The sequence below is a fragment of the Novipirellula galeiformis genome (assembly GCF_007860095.1).
GTDB classification, from domain to species: Bacteria; Planctomycetota; Planctomycetia; order Pirellulales; family Pirellulaceae; genus Novipirellula; species Novipirellula galeiformis.
In genome coordinates this window covers 303355-323792 of the sequence record NZ_SJPT01000007.1, presented here as the reverse complement: position 1 = coordinate 323792, position 20438 = coordinate 303355, and the positions used below count along the sequence as shown (strand labels likewise).

Annotated in this window: 16 protein-coding genes; 8 read left to right on the top strand and 8 right to left on the bottom strand. The window is 57.1% G+C overall.

Annotated features, from left to right (window positions below):
* Position 1 precedes the first annotated feature (1 nt).
* From Pla52o_RS19405 to Pla52o_RS19390, 4 genes are read right to left on the bottom strand one after another with little or no spacing between them, the layout of a single operon-like run.
* Positions 2–1561, bottom strand: coding sequence for a sugar ABC transporter ATP-binding protein (locus tag Pla52o_RS19405; RefSeq protein WP_146596274.1), 1560 nt, complete (start codon positions 1559–1561; stop codon positions 2–4).
* Positions 1558–2529 (bottom strand): sugar ABC transporter substrate-binding protein, encoded by a 972-nt coding sequence (locus Pla52o_RS19400; protein ID WP_231612481.1) that lies wholly within the window; start codon positions 2527–2529, stop codon positions 1558–1560. The genes Pla52o_RS19405 and Pla52o_RS19400 overlap by 4 nt, the downstream gene beginning before the upstream one ends.
* Positions 2530–2542: 13 nt before the next feature.
* Positions 2543–3469 (bottom strand): ribokinase, encoded by a 927-nt coding sequence (gene rbsK, locus Pla52o_RS19395; RefSeq protein ID WP_146596273.1) that lies wholly within the window; start codon positions 3467–3469, stop codon positions 2543–2545.
* Entirely contained in the window at positions 3466–4485 is a 1020-nt protein-coding gene (locus tag Pla52o_RS19390) for a LacI family DNA-binding transcriptional regulator (protein WP_146596272.1), read from the bottom strand. The genes rbsK and Pla52o_RS19390 overlap by 4 nt, the downstream gene beginning before the upstream one ends.
* A 274-nt stretch (positions 4486–4759) precedes the next feature.
* On the opposite strand from Pla52o_RS19390, the gene Pla52o_RS19385 reads away from it, so the two are divergent.
* The 3 genes from Pla52o_RS19385 (at position 4760) to Pla52o_RS19375 (ending at position 8320) form a co-directional block, all read left to right on the top strand.
* Entirely contained in the window at positions 4760–5122 is a 363-nt protein-coding gene (locus Pla52o_RS19385) for an OadG family protein (RefSeq protein WP_146596271.1), read from the top strand.
* Between the two features lie 76 nt (positions 5123–5198).
* Complete coding sequence (locus Pla52o_RS19380; protein WP_146596270.1) at positions 5199–6377, top strand: sodium ion-translocating decarboxylase subunit beta; 1179 nt, start codon at positions 5199–5201, stop codon at positions 6375–6377.
* 104 nt (positions 6378–6481) lie between these two features.
* Positions 6482–8320: a biotin/lipoyl-containing protein gene (locus tag Pla52o_RS19375; protein ID WP_146596269.1), complete on the top strand. Its 1839-nt coding sequence runs from the start codon at positions 6482–6484 to the stop codon at positions 8318–8320.
* Here Pla52o_RS19375 and Pla52o_RS27065 read toward each other — a convergent pair.
* Positions 8300–8452, bottom strand: a complete 153-nt coding sequence (locus Pla52o_RS27065) for a hypothetical protein (RefSeq protein WP_197169370.1) — start codon at positions 8450–8452, stop codon at positions 8300–8302. The genes Pla52o_RS19375 and Pla52o_RS27065 overlap by 21 nt on opposite strands.
* A gap of 398 nt (positions 8453–8850) precedes the next feature.
* On the opposite strand from Pla52o_RS27065, the gene pgsB reads away from it, so the two are divergent.
* From pgsB to pgsW, 3 genes are read left to right on the top strand one after another with little or no spacing between them, the layout of a single operon-like run.
* Complete coding sequence (gene pgsB, locus Pla52o_RS19370) at positions 8851–10083, top strand: poly-gamma-glutamate synthase PgsB (RefSeq protein WP_146596268.1); 1233 nt, start codon at positions 8851–8853, stop codon at positions 10081–10083.
* Positions 10083–10565: a poly-gamma-glutamate biosynthesis protein PgsC gene (gene pgsC / locus Pla52o_RS19365; protein WP_146596267.1), complete on the top strand. Its 483-nt coding sequence runs from the start codon at positions 10083–10085 to the stop codon at positions 10563–10565. Before pgsB ends, pgsC begins: the two co-directional genes overlap by 1 nt.
* A complete protein-coding gene (pgsW, locus tag Pla52o_RS19360; RefSeq protein WP_146596266.1) occupies positions 10562–11782 on the top strand; it encodes a poly-gamma-glutamate system protein in 1221 nt (406 codons plus the stop codon). The genes pgsC and pgsW overlap by 4 nt, the downstream gene beginning before the upstream one ends.
* A 216-nt stretch (positions 11783–11998) precedes the next feature.
* On the opposite strand, the gene Pla52o_RS19355 is transcribed toward pgsW, so the two are convergent.
* On the bottom strand, positions 11999–14575 hold the full coding sequence (locus Pla52o_RS19355) for a hypothetical protein (RefSeq protein ID WP_197169369.1): 2577 nt from the start codon (positions 14573–14575) through the stop codon (positions 11999–12001).
* Positions 14576–15207: 632 nt separating this feature from the next.
* On the opposite strand from Pla52o_RS19355, the gene Pla52o_RS19350 reads away from it, so the two are divergent.
* Together Pla52o_RS19350 and mutS are read left to right on the top strand one after the other, a co-directional pair.
* On the top strand, positions 15208–15966 hold the full coding sequence (locus Pla52o_RS19350; protein ID WP_390620902.1) for an NIPSNAP family protein: 759 nt from the start codon (positions 15208–15210) through the stop codon (positions 15964–15966).
* A 303-nt stretch (positions 15967–16269) separates the two neighbouring features.
* Complete coding sequence (gene mutS, locus Pla52o_RS19345) at positions 16270–18903, top strand: DNA mismatch repair protein MutS (protein ID WP_146596263.1); 2634 nt, start codon at positions 16270–16272, stop codon at positions 18901–18903.
* A gap of 39 nt (positions 18904–18942) precedes the next feature.
* Here mutS and Pla52o_RS19340 read toward each other — a convergent pair whose 3' ends face one another.
* Both Pla52o_RS19340 and Pla52o_RS19335 read right to left on the bottom strand, forming a co-directional pair.
* Positions 18943–20040 carry a M56 family metallopeptidase gene (locus Pla52o_RS19340; protein ID WP_146596262.1) on the bottom strand — a complete coding sequence of 366 codons (1098 nt, stop codon included), beginning with the start codon at positions 20038–20040 and terminating at the stop codon, positions 18943–18945.
* A complete protein-coding gene (locus Pla52o_RS19335; RefSeq protein WP_146596261.1) occupies positions 20040–20426 on the bottom strand; it encodes a BlaI/MecI/CopY family transcriptional regulator in 387 nt (128 codons plus the stop codon). Before Pla52o_RS19335 ends, Pla52o_RS19340 begins: the two co-directional genes overlap by 1 nt.
* Between the last annotated feature and the right edge of the window lie 12 nt (positions 20427–20438).

The following is a 20438-nucleotide window of genomic DNA, read 5'->3' as shown; positions in this document are numbered from 1 at the left end:
ATCAAATTGAACTTGGGGTTGCGATCACCGATTCATGGGGCAAGGGATTGCCCAGCAAGCGGTCTTGATAGCCCGAGAACGATGCCTGCATGATTTTTTCTTGACTCCACTCGTCGCGAGCGAAGGTTGCCACGAGGCGCCCCGCCGAGATCACGGCAATGCGGTCACACGTTTCAAACAATTCGTCTAAATCGCTACTGACGATTACCAACGCTTTGCCCTCGCGGGCCAACGATTCAAACACTTCGTAGATCCGACGACGGGCTCCGACGTCGATGCCTCGCGTCGGCTCGTCAAACAAAAATACCTCTGCATCTCGCACCAACCACTTCGCCACGGCGACCTTTTGTTGATTGCCGCCACTCAACGTGCCAACCCACTGCTCGACACTCTCGCAGCGCGTCTGCATTGCATCTCGCATCTGCTCGGCGACGCGCCGTTCAGCGTCACCGCGCACCAGCCCGGCGCGAGAAAATCGCCGCCACAAACTGCTCAGCGTCGTGTTGCTACGAATCGATTGGCTCTGCAGCAATCCATCCTGTTTGCGATCCTCGGTGACCATCGCCAAGCCCGCAGCGACCGCTTCACTGGGACGCCGAAACCGACGAGGTGTGGGGTCGTTTCCCAGGGTGAGATGGCCTGAGGAAGCCACGTCGGCACCGAAAATCGCCCGCAACAACTCGGTCCGTCCCGATCCCACCAATCCGGTGATCCCCAATCGCTCGCCCCGTTTGACAGCGAACGAGACGTCATGAACAAGCCCGCCATTGATCGAATCGACACGCATCGCGATCGCATCGGTTGCATGACAAACGTGATTCGGTTTGGCCGACGTCGTGGGTTCGCCGCTCATCAAACCGATCATTGCGTCGGTCGTCAACGATTGCGTGTCATGGGTTCCCACAAACGCGCCATCGCGAAGCACGCTGACACGATCGCTCAGTCGCGCGACCTCATCCAAGCGGTGACTGATGTACAAGATCGCAACGCCTTCGCTTCGCAATCGCTTGAGATGCTCGAACAATTGCTCCGCTTCGCTGCCCGAGAGGGCGGCGGTCGGTTCATCCAAAATCAATAGTTTGCAATCGCGAGCCAAGGCAGCCGCAATCTCAATCATTTGTTGGCGTCCGACCCCCAACGATCCCACCAAGGTGTCTGTGGCGACGTCGGTCAACCCAAAGCGATCCAAAACGGATTGGGCGACCCGTTCAAGACGCCGCGAGTCGATCACACCCAAGCGCTGAGGCAAGCGGGTCAACAATAAATTTTCGGCGACGGACAATGTCGGAATTAGGTTCAATTCCTGTTGCACAATCTCAACCCCGGCCCGCTCGGCATCTTGTTTGCATTCCGGAGCAAAGGGTTGATCATCGAGTGTCATGGTACCGGCCGAGGCGGGAATCAACCCGCTGATGATCTTGCACAACGTGCTCTTGCCCGCTCCGTTGGCGCCCAATAGCGAATGGATTTCCCCCGCTGCGACCGCGAGGGAGACATCACGCAATACCGTCACCGTGGCGTAACGTTTGCTTAGACCATGGACACTCAAACGTCGACTCACAGGTTTTCCTTCGTGATCAAATCGACGGGCGTTTCGATATCGTCGCTTGCCGCGGACGCATCGTTGATCAAACGCAGCGCGGCCTCGATTCCAAAGACTGCCAAATCCGCACCATGCTGGTCCGCCGTGGCCAACACCTTGCCTTGTTGGATTGCTTCTTGAATCGCGGTGATGTTATCGAAGCCTACGATTTGCACTTCGCCTTCGCGGCCGGCGCTTTTGACCGCCGCGATCGCCCCCAAGGCCATCGAATCATTGGCCGCCAAAATCGCCTTGATTTCGGGATGTTCACTTAACATCGACGAGGCGATTGTATTGGCTTTGCTCAGCTCCCATTCGGCCGATTGGCTGGCCACGATCTCCATTCCCGCTTCCTGCATCGCCGCGGTAAACCCTTTCAATCGTTGTTGCGCATTGAATGAGGTGCGAATGCCTTCGAGAATCGCAACTTTGTCTCCCTTTTGCAGCTTGGCGGACAAAAAGTCACCCACCTTTTTCGCGCCCGCTTGATTGTCGGGCCCCACAAACGCAATGGAGACCTGTTCCTGCGTTAACACATCGGCATCGAGCCGGTTGTCGATGTTGATCACGACCACGCCCGACTGTTTCGCTCGCCGCAGCACCGGGACCAAGGCTTTCGAATCGGCCGGCGCGATCACGATTGCGTCCACGCCGTTGGCCACCATCTCATCGACCAACGAAACCTGGCGACTCAAATCCCGTTCGTCTTTGATTCCATTGACGATCAAGTCATAGTCGTCGGCATGGGCCGCTTGATGCTCCTGGGCACCGGTCGCCATCGTTGAAAAAAATTCGTTTGCTAACGACTTCATGATCAACGCCACTCGCGGCTTATCGGCGCCGGTGTCTGATGTTCGATGCGGATCGGTCGTGGTCGAGGACGAACTACAGCCGGTGATGGCGACGAGCGAGAGGAGCAGTGCAACAATACGTTGTTTTTTCATCATGGTTTCCGGTAGCTTAGGTCGTGGCAAATTGTTCGATCATCTCGCGTGTCCCCATGCTGGGTTGCGCCCCGTGTCGCGAGGCCGCGATCGCGCCAGCGATGCTGGCGAAACGCATGGCTTCGATTAAGTCGTTGGTTTCCGCCCAGCGCACGGCCAAGGCGCCGGCAAACGCGTCGCCCGCCGCGGTCGTATCGAGCACCGTGATCGGAGTCGCCGCAATTCGGTGCATTGTGTTTTCGGTGTACAGCAGCGAGCCGCGATCACCAAGCGTGATCGCGACATGCTTCGCGCCCCGGCGATGAAGTTCTTTGGCGGCGGATTCCGCATCGTCAAAAGACTCTAGCGGGTGCCCCGTGATCGCAGCCGCTTCGGTTTCGTTGGGACACACTAAATCGACGCCCAGCAACGCGTCGCTCCATACCTTCGGAACGGGAGCGGGATCCAGCACAATACGGACGCCAGCGGTCCGAGCGATCGCGATCGACGCCAGCACGGCAGCAATCGGAATCTCAAGCTGTAACAGCAACACGTCGGCGGATTCGATCACGCTACGGTTCGCCTCGACATCCTCGGGGGTGACGTGACCGTTTGCCCCTTGCACCAGCATGATGGAGTTTTGTCCGGCGGATTCAACGGTCACGATCGCCAATCCGCTGGGACTGTCTGCGGTGTTTTGGACGCCGCTGCAATCGATCTCGCTGTGTTGCAAGTTTTGCAACAGTGTGTGGGCAAACGCATCGTCGCCGACGCGGCCAATCATCGACACGTCACCGCCGGCCCGTGCCGACGCGACCGCTTGATTCGCCCCTTTGCCGCCACTGATCTCGGCCGCCGAATTTGCGATGATCGTCTCGCCCGGACGGGCAAACGTATCACAGCGGATGACGAGGTCCATGTTGATCGAACCGACCACCGTGATGCGGGGACCTTTGCTATTCATCGCTTGACCTCGCGAATCGAATTGCGGTTGATGAGGTGAACCTGGACGCAGTGATTTTTTAATCGTGGCGGTTTACTGCCACTCAGTTGCTGGGTAATTAAATCCGCCGCCGTCCGCCCCAATGCTGTAACGTCTTGAGCGACCGTGGTGAGCGGCACGCTCATAAAGTCAGCAAAGGGAATGTCGTCAAACGTCACCAAGGACAGATCCTCGGGAACCCGTCGCCCCAATTCTAAGGTGGCCCGTAACGCCCCCAGTGCATTGGGCGTGCTGAAGGCAAACAACGCGGTGATGCCGCGGTGGCGGCGGAGCAACGCATGGGTCGACTCGTAACCCGAACGCTCGCTGAAATTATCGCCTGCGAGCAGGGTCGTGTCGAAATCGAGGTTGCGTTGTGCCAAGCCAGCACGCAGGCCTGCGAGACGCTCGTCGTTGGGCAACGTCCCAGGCAATCCTTGCAAGATACCGATCAAACGATGCCCGTGGTCCAAGAGTAACTCGGTCGCCTGTTGAGCTCCCGCACGATGATTGGACGTGACCTGGGTCAACTTGCTATCGGGGAACCCACGGTCGACAAGCACCACGGGTAAACCAGAGTCATGTATGGCCGAGAGGTGATCCTGTGTTTGTCCGACCGGACAGACGACCAAGGCCTCGATTTGTCGAGCGAGGAGTTGTCCCACCAATTTTTCTTCGTTGGCAGTCGTCTCGCGCGTGTCAACGACGATCACCGAGTAGCCGTCCTGTTCCGCTGCCAAGGTGACTTCGCGAGCGATCGAGGCAAAGAAGGGATTGGACAGATCGGGGACGACGACGCCCACCAAGCCCGAGCGTTTCAGACGCAGCGAGCGTGCGACTTGGCTAGGTTGGAAACCGAGTTTTGCGGCCGTTGTCTTGACCGATTTCTCGGTCGTCTCGCTGATTCGGTATTCACGGGCGCGGCCGTTCAGTGATCGGGAAGCCACCGAGACGCTCACCCCCGCTGCATCGGCAACTTGTTTGAGCGTCACTGACATTCACGATTCCGTATCGAGGGGCGGGGCGGCACAGGGTTGTTTGCGGCGTCTCGCGAAGGTGGTTTGCGGCGTCGCAGTCGCGGTCAGCACAATCGTTTGTGCCAAGTTAGCCGGGGGGCGAGTCAAAGTCAATGATTCCCGCCGTTGTCCTCTGCGGTAGGGTGGATCACGTCGCGTTCCGAGCCGTCGGCTCGGCCCGTTACGACCGATACCGAGTGACGACTTCTTTGATTTTTTGCCCGTTCGGCCAGCACGTTTATACGCCACTTCCGCTATGATTATCCCCTTCGATACAGACACCGATTCCATCATCCACCACGCTCAGCGGCTGAATTCACTTATGCCAAGTCATTTCATGTTGATCATCCCCCAGGATCTTGATCACGGAATTTCGATCGCGATATCGGGCATGTTGATTGTTGTTTTCGCGCTGTTGTTTATTAGTTTGTTCATTGCCGGTTTGCCTCGCGTGCTTGCGATCGTGGCTAAGGTTTGGCCCGAAGTGGATACGCATCATGGCAAAGCCAGCTCGCCCTCGGACAGCCTCGCCTCCGAAGATGACGCCATTTTTGCGGCCATCGGATTCGTGTTGCACACTGAGTTTCAGAAACAACTCCAAAGCGAATCGAATTCGTAGCGTCCATTCGTAACGCAAACGCAAAACAGCGACGGAATTTCGTTGTGCCATCATCAGCGGTGCTGGAAAGGGCCCCATGGATATCATTTTTGATTTTTTGAAGACGACCGGCTTTTGGTCGATGACGTTTGGCAACGCCATCATGATCATCATCGGCATCTTTTTTATCACGCTGGCGATCGTCAAGGACTATGAACCGCTGTTATTGGTTCCGATCGGCATGGGCGCGGTCGTGGGCAATATCCCGACCATCGCGGGCATGTCGTTGAGCGTCTACGACGTTCATAGCTGGCAACAAATCGGTGACGAGATCATCTATCAACCGGGTAGCGTGCTCAGCTATATCTATTTCGGGGTCAACCAGGGTTTGTATCCACCGCTGATTTTTCTCGGCATTGGTGCGATGACCGACTTTTCGACGATGCTCTCGAACCCGAAGTTGATTTTGTTGGGTGCGGCCGCCCAGATCGGTGTGTTCTTGACGTTCCTGGGGGCCTTGTTTCTCGAATTCAATCTTCAGGAAGCGGGCGCGATTGGGATCATTGGCGGCGCCGATGGTCCGACGGCAATCTTCTTGTCGGCCAAACTGGCTCCCCATCTGCTCGGGGCGATTGCGATCGCGGCCTATTCCTACATGGCATTGGTCCCCGTGATTCAGCCGCCGATCATGCGTTTGTTGACGACGCGCGAGGAGCGTTTGATTCGGATGAAGGCGCCGCGCAATGTGTCCAAGCGTGAAAAGATGATCTTTCCAATCGCCGCGTTTCTGATCACCACGTTGATCGCACCCGGAGCCGTGGTGCTGTTGGGGATGCTGTTCTTTGGAAACCTGTTGAAAGAAAGCTTGGTTACCGAACGACTCGCCAACACCGCGCGTAACGCGATGATTGACATCGTCACCATCCTGCTCGGTTTTTCGGTGGGGGCGAGCACTCAAGCCGATACGTTTTTGAGGCCTGAATCGTTGTTGATTTTTGGACTCGGGGCGCTGTCGTTTGCCATCGCCACCGCTGGCGGAGTGTTGTTTGCCAAGTTCATGAACCTGTTTTTGACTGACAAAATCAATCCGTTGGTTGGAGCTGCGGGAGTTTCGGCGGTTCCCGATTCTGCTCGGGTGGTTCAGATGGTGGGTCAACAAGAAGACCCGCACAATTTTCTATTGATGCACGCGATGGCACCCAACGTCGCGGGGGTGATCGGGTCTGCGATTGCCGCCGGAGTGCTGTGGGCCGTGTTGGTCAAAGAATCGTTTTAGTGGGCTCGCTCCGTTTTTAGTTTGTCATCGGGCTGCGGACGCTAAACCAAGCGTCCACAACTCCTCCCTCTGTCTTGTATCGAATTCGCGTTAGGAAAAGAAAAGTGTCAAAGAAGAAAGTCAAATTCATGTGCACTGCGTTCCGCGACGGATTCCAATCGGTTTACGGAGCGAGAGTGTTTACGAAGGACTTTCTGCCGGCGGTCGAAGCGGCCCGGGATGCCGGTATCCGCTGGTTCGAAGCGGGGGGCGGCGCCCGATTTCAATCGTTGTATTTCTATTGCAACGAAAACGCCTTTGACATGATGGATGCGTTTCGTGAGACGGCCGGTCCCGACGCCAATCTGCAAACCCTCGCTCGCGGCGTGAATGTTGTGGGACTCGATTCGCAACCGAGTGACATCGTCAAACTGCATGCCGATTTGTTTAAGAAACACGGGATGACGACGATTCGCAACTTTGATGCGCTCAACGATGTCAACAATCTGATCTATAGCGGCCAATGTATCGTCGATGCCGGATTGCAGCACCAAGTTTGCGTTACGCTGATGGAGTTGCCGCCAGGTTGCTCTGGGGCTCACGATGCCGAGTTCTATGCGAAAACCCTTCGTGATATCCTCGACGCGGAGATTCCGTTTGATGCCGTTTGCTTCAAGGACGCCTCTGGAACGGCCGTTCCCTCGAAGGTTTACGAGACCATTCGCAGCGCGCGAAAAATGTTGCCTGAAGGAACCTTTATCCACTTCCATACGCATGAAACGGCGGGAGTCAGCGTGTTGGCGAACAAGGCAGCCATCGACGCCGGCGCCGATGCCATCGACCTCTCCATGGCTCCCTGTTCCGGTGGCACCTGTCAACCCGATATCTTGGTCATGTGGCACGCTCTGCGTGGCACCGATTACGAATTGGACATCGATGTCGAAAAGGTTCGCCAGGCCGAAGAGGTCTTCAAGGATTGCATGCGAGATTACTTCTTGCCGCCCGAGGCGACCGCGGTCGAACCGTTGATCCCGTGGAGCCCGATGCCGGGTGGTGCCTTGACCGCAAACACTCAGATGCTTCGCGACAACGGGATCATGGAAAAGTATCCCGAAATCATCATGGCGATGGGCGATGTGGTGCGAAAAGGGGGCTACGGGACCTCGGTAACGCCCGTCTCGCAGTTCTATTTTCAACAAGCTTTCAACAACGTCATGTTCGGGCCTTGGAAAAAGATCGCCGAACCCTATGGCAAAATGGTGTTAGGCTACTTTGGCAAAACCCCAGTGTCGCCGGATCCCGAGGTCGTGAAACTTGCCGCCGAGCAACTCCAGCTCGAACCGACGACCGCCGGCGTGCTCGAGTTGAATGATGCCGATCCAAGCAAAGGCATCCCGGCGGCCACCGCCGTACTCGAATCCGAAGGGTTGCCGATCAATGATGAAAACATTTTCATCGCGGCGACCTGCAAAGAAAAAGGAATCGCGTTCCTGCAAGGCAAAGCCGAAGTCGGTGTGCGTAAGATCGACAAAACGGCAGCCGAATCGCCAACCGCGGCGGCACCGACGACCGCGTCGACCCGCAACGGAAAATCGCCAGCTGAATACACCGTTACCGTCAATGGCAAAGACATCTTCATGGCCTTTGAAGGCAATATGGTCACGGTCGATGGCAAGGTCTATCGCGTGGGGATTCAAGCGGAAACCGAGGCTAACGGCAAGCCCCCAGCGAAGCCGAGTGCGGCAGCGGTCACCGAAGTCACTTCGCAAATGCCAGGGGCCGTCTTCAAGGTGCTCGCTAAAGCGGGGGATCAGGTCCGCACCGGAGAAGCGATCTTGATTCTCGAAGCGATGAAAATGGAGATCGAAGTGTCCTCTACTATCGATGGCGTGATTCAGGAAATTTTGTTCGATGTTGGCGACAAAGTGGCGACCGGACAAGTGCTAGCGACCATCCACGGCTAAGTTGTCGATGCGTCGTGATTCCATCGTCGATGCTTCGGCGATACGGCTAAAAAGGCCGTAATCTTTACGCCGCTGCTGCCACGCGGCGCGGCTCTCATCACGCCCTTCTTTGCGTCGTTGACGCTCCGTCACGGCGTCTCATCACAAAGGGGTAAGCCCCGAGACCCCAATGGGGACGCCCTTGATCGTCGACGCGGCGGTTGTGTATGGTGACATTCTCATCTGACGGACCGCTGTTCGGAGCACGAATCCGATCGCGCCGTTGACGCTTGTCTTCGTAAGTCTACATCTAATCTTTACATCTAAGTCCACATCGTTTGGAACGATTTCTCAATCAATGGTTTGACAATCAATGACCCGAGGGGATGTCCGCAACTCGCTTCGCATTTGCAAATGTGGGGTGTCCCCGCGTTCTTGATCACAACGGATATGTTTCGTCAATCGTTTTGGATTTAGCCTTTTCTTGTCTCTGCTCTGTTTCTGATTTCTAACGTTTCTGAAACCTAAATCTGTTTAAAAATGGAGGGTTCATGTACGGAACTCTGCTTGTGAGTGGCGGTGCGCTTGCTCTGTCGGCGATCGGGATTGTCGAATCGCGATGGCACCAACGCAATTTGTCCAAGATTCCCATTCGAATTCACGTCAACGGAACTCGCGGGAAGTCGAGTGTCACTCGGTTGATCGCGGCGGGGTTGCGTGCGGGAGGCATTCGCACGTGTGCGAAGACGACCGGCACCGTGCCTCGCATGATTTTCCCCGACGGCAGTGAAGCGGCGGTGTTTCGTCCGTCGCGAGCGAACATTATGGAGCAGCGCCGCGTCGTTCACGCCGCGGCGCGATTGGGGACGGAAGCCTTGGTGATCGAGTGCATGGCATTGCAACCGCAACTGCAATCCCTTTGCGAACTGAAATTGGTTCAATCCACCCATGGCGTCATCACCAACGCTCGTGCCGATCATTTGGATGTGATGGGCCCCGATGTGGTGGGCGTCACCAAGGCGTTGTGTGGCACCGTGCCGGTGTCAGGAACGATTTACACGGCGGAGCAGCGAAAAAAGCCTTTACAGGTGATTGCCCACGCGGCACGCGATCGAGATTCCGAATTGGTTTCGATTTTGGATGACGATGTCGCGGAAGTGAGCTGGGACGAACTCGCCGGATTTTCGCACATTGAGCATCCCGACAATGTCGCTTTGGCGCTACGGCTCTGTGCGGATCTTGGCGTCGACCGGCAAATCGCACTCTCCGGCATGTGGGCTGCCGATGCCGATCCCGGCGTGATGCGATTGTTCCGGGTTGCCGAGCCGGAACAAGAGATGGTTTTCGTCAACGCCTTTGCCGCCAATGATCCGGAGTCGACCGGGCATAGTTGGAACACGTTAGTGCAACGTTATGAAGCGGTCGAGCGACGAATCGCCCTGTTCAATTGCCGCGAAGATCGGGTGGACCGATCGCTGCAACTTGCCGAAGCTTGTCTGCGATGGCATCCGGCGGACCACTATGTGTTATCGGGAACGGGGACGGAGGTGTTCGCCCGTCGAGTGATCCAAAACGGACTCTCACGCGATCGTTTGACCTGCGCCGAATCTCAACCCGCGTCCCAATTGGTCCATCTACTGCGTGGCCAATCGGGCCGTTCCTCGATGGTGATGGGAATGGGGAATATCGCTGGACCGGGCATGGATTTGTTGGACTATTTTCGCAATGCGGAACATACACAACGCCGTTCGACAGACGCCCCTCGATCAATCGGAGCCGCTTAATGGATGTCACGTTGTTAGCCATCGCGATTGGCTTAGTCATCAGTTTGGGGGTCACGGAATTGCTCGGACTCAGCGTGGGCGGGATGATCGTCCCAGGCTACCTCGCACTGTCGCTGCACCAACCGGTCGCCGTGATGCTGACGATCGCTGCGGCGTTGATCACATGGGGATTGGTCCGTGTGGTGTCGCGATGGGCGATTCTATTTGGCCGTCGACGCGTCGTGTTGACGGTGATGTTTGGGTTTTCTGTGGGTTTGGCGATCCGCTTGGTTGCCCAGGCGGTTTCAGGCCACGTGGGATCAGCAGCGGTGGTTTCGGCCGACGCGGCCGACCCCAGCGTGATGATTGGTTTCATCGTGCCGGGATTGATTGCATTGTGGTTTGAACGCCAAGGCTTTATCGAAACCTTGTCGCCGATGTTGTCCTCGGCGGTGCTGGTTCGCTTGACCTTGATTCTTGTTGGAGTGGAGACGATCGCATGAAGCCATCCGAAGAGACGTTTCCAGTGGGAAAAACGCCCTTTGAGGTGATGTATTGGCGGCCCAAGCGACTCTCGCGAGCTTGCTTGTGGAGCGGGATGATCGTTTCGTTGATGGGGATGACGCTCGTGCAGTGGTGGCCAGCAAAGGTGGCCCCCGAACTTCAAGTGCCTCGCAAGGCCGCCGCAGAAAAGGCGGCAACCGCGATGCGTGTGATTGCGCAAGTTCAGCAGCAGAAAGGGCATCGGGTGGTGCCAAAACGAGACCCACAAGGGTCGCATTTGATCGGTCCGTCGATGTCGCTTGTGACCAGCAAGCTTGGCTCGTTGGAGTCCAAGCAAACGTCGATCAATCCAAATTTTGCGGCCATCGTCGTGCAGTGGCTCGAAGAGGCGGGAGTCAAACCGGGCGACCGTGTTGCGATCGGCGCCAGCGGGTCGTGGCCGGGATTGAATATCGCCGTCTACGCCGCTGTCGAAACGTTACAGCTGAAGCCGACGATCATTCTGTCGGCCGCTTCCAGTCAATATGGTGCGAATGATCCCGAGATGATGTGGGCTGACATGGAACGGGAGCTGTATGACGCTGGGGTGATTTCGTTCCGTAGCGTGGCGGGCACCTTTGGGGGCCTGTACGATCGCGCATCGGGGATGCCCGAGCCGACTCGCGAACTGATCTCCGCTGCACTGAGCCGAAACGCAATCCCGATGCTCGAGGCGACGGGGCTACGGGCGTTGATTCAAGAGCGGATCGAGTTGTACGAGCATGCCAACGAGGGGCAATCGTATGCGGCCTACATCAATGTGGGTGGCGGTTCGGCATCGATCGGCGGCACCGCTGGCAACGCCTGTTTCACTACGGGGGTGCACTTAACGGCTCCTGCGGCCGAAGACTTGCCCCATTGTGTTGCCGTCCGCATGCTTGCCAAACAGGTACCCGTGATCAACGTGGTGGACGCCAAGTCAATCGCAGCTCGCTACGCGTTGAGCGTGGCTCCGGTCGTGCAACCTCCGATTGGCCAAGGTGACGCGTTGGGCAAAACCGTCTACCGCCGCTCGTTAGCGGCGGTGGTCATGGGGGCAACTTGGTTGATGATGGCCATCATTGTGGCGCCGGGGACCGTGCTGCGTCCGCTCGGATCTTGGCGATCACGACGATGCCGCTGCGAGGGGGAGGATGCGCCGGAGATGATGCCAACGCATGTTCAGCGGATGGTTTAAGGGGACGCTATTCAGCCACGCAAGTGGCCGAAGCAGTTGCTCTGGGGCGTAAGCTCGCTGTGATTACCCGATCGTATTGGTTGGGAATCTGCGCTGCGTAAGCCCCAGGAAAACTTTCGTGTCCGATCAGGAAAGATGCCTTGTTTTGAAACTTAGCCCCATGACGGATGGAGTTATCCGTTGCAATAAGATCGGTCTTTCAATGAATCATCCGGGTTACGGCTGTGCCCAGCGGATATCGCCCTTGCGTTGACGTGCTTCCCATTTCTTGATTGCTTGACCACGCCGGGCGGCATTGTCTTGTTCCGGTCGGAAGCTGAGTGTCACGCCAGTGATCTTGTGTAGGTTCTCGAGTGCAAGTGCTCGGACCGACATGGACGGTGAATCGAGGTTGCGAACGAGTTCTTCATCGCCTCCCTCGGCAAGCTGTCTTTGGGAGTAGCCGGTGAGCAATTGGAACAAGATTTTGGCGTTTGCGGAGTCCATCCGTTGGATGGCTTCGAACACTTTTTCAGCCGCGTCGGCATTGCGATCGATTTCGGTTTGCAGCGCCGCAAATTGATCGCTCCAATAGGATCGCTGGTCGGCTTTGCTGAGCATACCATCGCCTCCGAAAAAGACGTCCGAACGCCCGAGCGCCAACAAGGTGCGTGCCGCCAACGCGCCGACTTCACTACGCCGAAACATCGTCGCTTCGCGAAGTGAGATTTCGACGGGGCGTTCCGCTACCATTAGCCCTAGCAAGGCTTCGCGTGCCGAAGACTCGAGCGATTGTTCGTTGGGGTCTGGGGGGGTAATCCAATCGAGTGCGGTGTTGGATTCCGAAACGACGGCCGCTTCGCTTCCGCGTCGCACCCATTGCTGGCCCGTTGTCAGCTCGATCTCGTTCTCGCCGTCGCGGAGTCCTAGCTTGCCTTGGGCAACAACGAGCCCGAGGGTGGTGATGTGATTTTCTTTCTGCAAGGGATCAAAGCCGGGCGCCCGAAAGTGGGCGAGCGTCAATGCCACTAGCGACTCGACGTCAGCAAAAGCGAGTTCGAGCGAGTGGTCCTCGACGACCACGTTGATGGTCGCGCCGGGTTTGATGGCCTCGAGCAAGATGCGACCAAACTCAACATGTAGAACAGGTTTCTCGTCGGTGTTGGCGGTCCAACGCACCTTAGCGGGGCCAACCAAGGTCACGGCCATGTTATCGACCGTGTCCAAGCGAACACGATACGTGGGAGCACAGACGACGGTTTGGCCCGCAGTGACCACTGCGTTTTGGCGGATTTGGACGGGGGCGGCGTCGTCACTGATCGCGAAGACGAGTCCCGATTGGCTTGTCAGCTTGGCGATGTCCATGCGCGGTTGCTTCGCCGGCGCGGCGTCGAGCGATTTGGGATCCTCCATCGCCCCGTTGGTGGGCGGTTGCTCCGTGGCAGTCTCGGTCGGAGGCGAGGTGGGAACGGTATCTGCGTTGGTGTCCCCTTTCTCGGTCATCGGTTCTTTGGCCGGGGGGGCGACCTCCGCGCTGCCGTCGGTTTTCGCTGGGGCAGGTGTTGCGGCTGGAGCTGGACTAGGTGCTACGTCTGGGGTTGGCGCCGGTTCCATCACCTTGTCTTGCTGCGGCGGTAAATCGGGGCCCGTCACTGCGACATTGCTATCGGGGGTTTCCTTCTTGGATGGCTGCTCCGGCGTGACGGTCGTCATCTCGGTTGAGGGGGCTAGGGGCGGTACGGGTGGGGTGGCAGGATTCTCCGTCACCACCTTGTTGTCACTCGGAGTGGGTTTCGGGGGAGCGTTGGCCACAACGTCGTCCGTGGTTTTGTCCTTGGGAACGTTTTGGCGAGTTTCGACCGTGGCCTGCTCAAGCGGTTCCGCTGGGACAGCGATTGGATCGCCGGGGACGGATCGTTCCGACGCTTCGACGTCCGTCCACGTCACTTGAGAATCGGATTTCGAGGCGGTCGACCCATTCAGAAGTGGTTCGAAGATTCGCACCAGTGCAAACAACAGGATTCCGGCAAGCGCCAGCGAAACCAACCAAGGGGCAATCCGGCTGGTGCGTATCGAGCCGCCGTACATTTGAGCCGCTTCGAGCGCTGACCGAGGTCGGCTGCCCGCCATCGTTCCCTCTCGAGCGCTCGGTTGGTTGGTTCGCGCTTGGTCATCGGATTGGCGAATGCGTGTGGGCGCATCCGAGACTCCCGAGTCGCCTGGACCGACCGGTTGAACGACGCCGCCCGGGTGGGCGGTACTTGATTGGGTCGCCGCAGCGTGCAACGCATCGAGTTCGGATGGCTCGTTGGGCGAATGTAAATCGAGGTTGTGTTGGCTAGCGGCATTGGCATTGGCATCGCCAACGGGAACCGATACCGATGCAAAACTACCTGCCGTAGCAATGTCCGCAATATCACGCTCGGGCAACGCGTAGATTCGCTGGCGAAGTTCCGGAGAGACTTCGGCCGACTTACCCAAGACCAGGGTCAATATTTGATGACACGCTGCCGCTTCGGCTAATTGTTGGTCCGATTCGAGACAAGCGCGTTCGATCTCCGAGATTTGTTCCGCCGACAGCGTGCTGTCGAGGTATTCGGCAATCACGTTCGCTTCTTCGACAGGCGCCACCGCGTCGGGCGCCGGAGCCGAAAGGGCGGGATTGGTCAAATTGGATCGGATTCGTTGAACCAATTGCCCCGCAAATCCACTCTCGGCAATCTTCTCGCGAAGGGTTTCGGCATCCATGGGCTCTAACGTATTGTCGAGATAAGCCAGCAGTGTACGAAGGGTTAGCCGCATTTTTGCACCCATGGAATTTGCACTCTGTGTGTGTGTCGCCGAGGAATGTGTGTGTCGCCGAGCAAGGAGTAGCTGAGCAGGTAGGCAGGAGTCTTTCGGTAGATTAGCCGTTTTGGCGTGAGCCCCCGGTTCAAGCGGTTCAACTGGGGCTAACGCCCAAGCGGCTAATGGGATTTCACCCAATCATTCCTGCCTCCCTGCTTAGTGACGTGGCTTTTGCTGACGTCGCTCTAAGAGTATTAGTGACGTGGGGAGGCAGCATCCGTGCAGGAAAATCTCGTTTTTTTCAAAAAACGTCTAAAATGGGTCCCCGTTCGCCCTCACGAAGCCCCGTTGCCCTCACGAAGGCCCGTTGCCCGCACGAAGCATGTTCGCGAACTGAACTCGGCCGGACGCGCTGTCCTACCTTCGATTTGTCGCTCAAACGCTCCAACCCACGGCTGCTACGGTAGAACGAACCCTGCGCTGGCGATTATGATGTCAAAGGCCATCGCGAGCGTACTCAGCAAGGTTCGTGCTTAGCGCCGTTTGTTTTTTGGCTTGTTTTTGTGTCGCGACCGTTGCGGAGGGTTTCGGCACACGGAATTTTGAATCACTCCAACCCCATTGGCGGTAACATGAATCGCACCTTCTTGAACTCCTTGATGCTACTGGTCGTGATGGCTTCGGCCGCGTCAATTTCTCAGGCGGCGGAACCCGATCGCGAGCTTTATGAGGTGCGTTCCTATCTGCTTGGTGAAAAGGGAGATGCCAAGGCGATCGAAGCCTATCTACGTGATGCGTTGGTGCCGGCGCTCAATCGCAATGGCATCAAGACGGTCGGCGTCTTCACCAATTCGCCGCACGATTCCTCGGACAGTCCACGCTTCGTGGTCGTGATTCCTTATGCAAATGCCCAACAAATGCAGAGCACGCAACGGGCCTTGGCAAAGGATGCTCAGTATCACACCGACGCGAAAAGCTACCTTGATCGAGCAGCCGATAATCCTCCGTATCATCGGATTACATCCGAGTTGTTAGTGGCAATGGATTGCATGCCCGAGGCGAAAGTTCCTGAGGGGACGTTGTCCAACGCGGATCGCGTTTACGAATTGAGGCTTTACGAAAGTCCCAACGAACGACTGGGCGATCTAAAAGTGGACATGTTTAATTCTGGGGAAGTGCCCATTTTTCTCGATAGTGGCATTCAACCCCTGTTCATTGGTCAATGTCTGGTCGGCCCTCAAACTCCAAGTCTGACCTACTTAACCGTCTATCCAAACGAAGAAGCTCGCAACCAAGCGTGGGTTGCATTTCGGGCTCACCCAGATTGGGCGGTGCTGAGCAAAGTCGCGAAGTACCAAGGAACGGTCTCGCACATTGACAAGTACGTGTTGGTGCCGCAGTCGTACTCTCAGATGTAGTGCAGGCTCGCAGATGTAGGGCAGGGAGGATCACAGGAGCCGCGGATTGACAGGCGGGCGGACGCAAAGCGTCGCTGAAGTACCCGCGGGGCGAACTCGATCGGAGCTGGGCCGGTTTGGCTGGGCTGCCGGTTTGGCTGGGCCGCCGGCTTGACTGTGCTGCCGGCTTGACTGGGCCGCAGGGTTGCTCTAATCCGAAACGTTGGCTTATGCCGTAGGGAGAGGCTCCGCGCTGGTTTCATTCGTCGAATTTAGCCTGGGGATGACTTTTCGCCCACCGTCGTGCCGGGTAGGATTTGCGGCATGACACCAATGATGAAACAGTATCACGAAGCCAAGGCAGCCTGCGGCGACGCGCTGTTGTTTTTTCGCATGGGCGACTTTTACGAGTTGTTCCTGGATGACGCGAAAACGGCGGCTCAATTGTTAGGGTTGACGCTCACCAGCCGTGATCGCGACAGTGATAATCCGACCGCAATGGCGGGGTTCCCGCACCATCAACTCGACGCCTATTTGAACAAGTTGATTCGGGCGGGGTATCGCGCGGCGGTTTGTGAGCAAGTCGAGGATCCCAAGCAAGCCAAAGGGCTTGTTCGCCGTGAAGTGACTCGCGTCGTCAGCGCGGGCACGTTAACGGACGACGGTTTGCTCGACCCACGCGAAGCCAACTTTTTGGCGGCGGTTTATCTTGCGCCAGTCAAATCAGCGGGCAAGAAGGGATCCAAGGGCGATGGCGAACCGCGAGTCGGGATTGCCTGGGCTGAGTTGTCGAGTGGTCGCTTCGAGTCGGGCGTTTTTCCCGCTTCGCGTATCGAAGACGAGCTCGCCCGAATCGGTCCGGCCGAAGTCCTTTATCGCGAAGACGACGCGCGCTTCACTCTCGATACAACCGCCCCCTGGTCTTGGACCTCGCGTCCGGCGTGGTCGTTTGCCGAAGACGCATCGCGTGAAGCGTTGTGCAAACAATTTGCCGTCCACAATCTCGAAGGCTTTGGTTTCGGCGACGACGATGCTCCCGCGGTTCGCGCGGCCGGTTCCGTGCTCGCCTACCTACAAGAAACACAACAGGGCGGACTCGATCACTTTCGCCAAATCAGTGCGCATCATCGTTCGCCGGTCCTACAGATCGACGCCTCGACTCGGCGGAGTTTAGAGGTCACCCGCACGATGCGGACCGGTTCGCGCGAGGGATCGTTGTTGGGAGTGATCGATCGCACTTGCACCCCGATGGGGGCGAGGCTGCTTGCCGATTGGGTTGCTGCACCGCTGGTCAATCGCGATGCGATCGAAGCCCGCTTGGATGCCGTGTCGGAGTTGGTCAACGATTCGCGACTTCGTGGCGATGTTCGCGCGACGATGAAACGCACGTTTGACTTGACGCGGTTGCTGGCGCGGATCGCCACGGGACGAACCGGGCCGCGTGATTTGCAACAAGTGGCTCGGACGCTTGAGAATTTGCCAGAGATGAAGGCCAAATTGGCCGACCGCAAAGCCGAGCGATTGGGGTTTGTTGAAGCCCATTTGCATCTCTGTCCCGAATTGCGTTCCCAGCTCGAAAATGCGTTGGCCGATGAGTGCCCGCTGCATGCCGCCGATGGCAACTTTATTCGTGAGGGCTTTGACGAAGAACTCGATGCCTTGCGATTGTTGGCGCGCGGCGGAAAAGAATGGATCGCCGCCTACCAACAGAAACAGATGGAAACGACCGGGATTTCCAATCTGAAGGTGGGTTACAATCGCGTCTTTGGTTACTTTCTTGAAGTCACCAACGCTCACAAAGACAAGATTCCAACGGAGTACATTCGCAAACAAACGTTGAAGAATTGCGAGCGTTACATCACGCCCGAATTGAAGGAATATGAAGAGAAGGTGTTGGCTGCCGATGACAAAGCGTCCTCGCGCGAACAGCTTCTGTTTCAGAATTTGCGTTTTGAGACGCACCGGCATCTGAGCATTCTACAAGAAGTTGCGGTGGCGATCGCGGAGCTCGATGTGCTCGCGGCGCTTGCCGAGATTGCGTCGCAACGCAAATGGGTGCGCCCTGAATTGACCGATGATTCGGTGCTGCGTATCGAAGCGGGGCGCCATCCGGTGCTCGATGTCACCCTTCCGCAAGGCGAATTTGTACCGAACGATTGCGTGCATTCGCCTGAAACGGGGATGATCCTGCTGATTACCGGTCCGAACATGGCGGGTAAGAGCACCTACATTCGACAAGTCGCGCTGATCACGCTGCTAGCGCAAGCGGGGTCGTTTGTGCCCGCCGAGCGCGCTTTGATCGGGATCGCCGATCGGATCTTTGCACGGGTCGGGGCGAGCGATGAATTGAGTCGTGGGCAAAGTACGTTTATGGTCGAGATGGTGGAAACCGCTCGGATTTTGAACACCGCGACCTCGCGAAGTCTGGTCATCTTGGACGAGATCGGACGAGGCACGAGCACCTACGACGGACTCTCGTTAGCATGGGCGATCACCGAGCATTTGCATGAACAGGTCGGTTGCCGCACGTTGTTTGCCACGCATTACCACGAACTCACTCAGCTCGAGGAAACGCTCCCACGCGTCGCCAATTTGAATGTGGCGGTAAAAGAATGGAATGACGAAGTTGTGTTCCTGCACCGCATCGTCAGCGGTGGGGCGGACAAGAGTTACGGCATCCATGTGGCGCGGCTTGCCGGTATTCCAACCACCGTGAACGAGCGAGCCAAAGATGTTTTAGCGCAGCTAGAGCACGACCATCGTGACGCATTGGACCGTCCCAAATTGGCTGGCCCCGCAGCGGCAGATAGTAACGGGAATTTCCAATTGACGTTGTTTGGTTTTGCGGACCATCCGTTGTTGGATGATATCCAAAAACTCGACGTCAATGCGATGACGCCGATCGATGCATTGCAGTTTCTACAAGCGGCTAAAGAGCAGCTAAATTCCAAAGCCTAAGTGGTTGTTGCGGCCGGTGCCGCGCGGCCGCTCTGGAGATCATCCGTCCTGCGTTTCCGGTAAAAGTTCATGCATTTGCAATGAGTTTTCAAACCGTTCGAAGTCGCGGAGTTGAAGGTCGAAGCTGTTGTGCAGCGCTTCGGCGGTCCAACTCGGCCACGGCGACCATTCGCTGCGACTCGATGCCCGGGCGTTGGTTGGCAACCAAACTTGTTGCACCAAGACCCCGACCACGATTAGGGCGCCGATCGCGATGGCGGGACGCTTCGATGGGCGTTGCTGGGGGCGTTGAGCGATCTTGACGAGACGCTCGCTGCGTCGGATGAGCGTACTCTTTTGGTTTCCAAACGCGAGTGTTCCACGAGGCACCGCGGTGCAAGATTGATTCTCGCAACGCTCGGCGACCTTGGCGAGCGTTTGTAAATAGGCACCGAATTTTCCGCATCCAATTGCCGCGGCCTCGTCACATAGAAATTCACGGGTCAAATCAGCTCCGCGCGCCGCCATCCACATTGCGGGATGAAACCACAGTAGGGTGGAACAGACGCCCTGTAAAAAGTGCTGCATCGGATGCTGCGTCCGCAAGTGTTCGATCTCGTGCAATAAAACATGCCGCAGCGTGGTGTCATCTTCGTCGATCAACGCTTTGGGTAACACGATCAACGGCCGATGAAGTTGCCAGCAAAAGGGACCTTGGATTTCGTCCGAAATGAGGATTTCGATTTTCGGAGGTGCCTGCAACTGCAATCGTTCGAGCAATGCGTCCGCTTCGATTGCGACGCAGCGATGTTTCAAAAAGTGGTTCAGTTGCAAGCAGAGCCAACCGCGACGCGCCAGAGAGACGGTGAGTCCCGTGAGCCAAATCGTCATCAGGGCGATCGCAATCCGCGTCTGCCAGGTCACGATTCGGAGCAAGCTCTCTCGTCTGCCGTCGAGTGGAAAGTCGAACAGACGTCGATGCGGAAGCAACCACGCGGCAGCCACGATCACCAGGATCGAAAGGAAGCACACCGTCCACAACCGGCATCCCGCTCGGGCATCGCCCAGCCAACGTTGGAGCCCCGCAGCGGCAGCGATGACGATTGCGATTTGGAAGCATAGGGTGCTGCCAATTTCAAAGGCGAGTGACGAATCCATTACGAATCCCCTAACTTTGCCGCGGCTTTCTTGACCGCTTCGATGTCGTCGACGGAGACGGCATCGGATTGAATCAGACTGAGCACGAGTGATCGTACTGAACCGCCGAACAATTGGTCGGTCAACAATTTGAGCATCCCTTCGCGAACTTGTTCACGCGTGACCAGTGGTGTATACGTGAACGCGCGGCCGATCTTTTCGCCGCGACCAATGATCTTTTTGTCTTCCAGGATTTTCATCGTCGTCATGACGGTCGTGTAGGCTAGCTCACGCTCGATCGCTGCGACGACATCGTTGACGGTCACCCGTTCTTTGTCCCAGATGACATCCATGACTTCGGCTTCACATTTGGTGAGTTCGACTCGTTCTTTTGATGATCGTGGCATGAATTGAATCGC

Excerpts from the sequence above, each read along its gene's own strand:
- Pla52o_RS19400 (WP_231612481.1), bottom strand. The coding sequence starts at position 2,529 with ATGATGAAAAAACAACGTATTGTTGCACTGCTCCTCTCGCTCGTCGCC.
- rbsK (WP_146596273.1), bottom strand. The coding sequence starts at position 3,469 with ATGAATAGCAAAGGTCCCCGCATCACGGTGGTCGGTTCGATCAACATG.
- Pla52o_RS19390 (WP_146596272.1), bottom strand. The coding sequence starts at position 4,485 with ATGTCAGTGACGCTCAAACAAGTTGCCGATGCAGCGGGGGTGAGCGTC.
- Pla52o_RS19385 (WP_146596271.1), top strand. The coding sequence starts at position 4,760 with ATGATTATCCCCTTCGATACAGACACCGATTCCATCATCCACCACGCT.
- Pla52o_RS19380 (WP_146596270.1), top strand. The coding sequence starts at position 5,199 with ATGGATATCATTTTTGATTTTTTGAAGACGACCGGCTTTTGGTCGATG.
- pgsB (WP_146596268.1), top strand. The coding sequence starts at position 8,851 with ATGTACGGAACTCTGCTTGTGAGTGGCGGTGCGCTTGCTCTGTCGGCG.
- pgsC (WP_146596267.1), top strand. The coding sequence starts at position 10,083 with ATGGATGTCACGTTGTTAGCCATCGCGATTGGCTTAGTCATCAGTTTG.
- pgsW (WP_146596266.1), top strand. The coding sequence starts at position 10,562 with ATGAAGCCATCCGAAGAGACGTTTCCAGTGGGAAAAACGCCCTTTGAG.
- Pla52o_RS19355 (WP_197169369.1), bottom strand. The coding sequence starts at position 14,575 with ATGGGTGCAAAAATGCGGCTAACCCTTCGTACACTGCTGGCTTATCTC.
- Pla52o_RS19350 (WP_390620902.1), top strand. The coding sequence starts at position 15,208 with ATGCTACTGGTCGTGATGGCTTCGGCCGCGTCAATTTCTCAGGCGGCG.
- mutS (WP_146596263.1), top strand. The coding sequence starts at position 16,270 with ATGACACCAATGATGAAACAGTATCACGAAGCCAAGGCAGCCTGCGGC.
- Pla52o_RS19340 (WP_146596262.1), bottom strand. The coding sequence starts at position 20,040 with ATGGATTCGTCACTCGCCTTTGAAATTGGCAGCACCCTATGCTTCCAA.
- Pla52o_RS19335 (WP_146596261.1), bottom strand. The coding sequence starts at position 20,426 with ATGCCACGATCATCAAAAGAACGAGTCGAACTCACCAAATGTGAAGCC.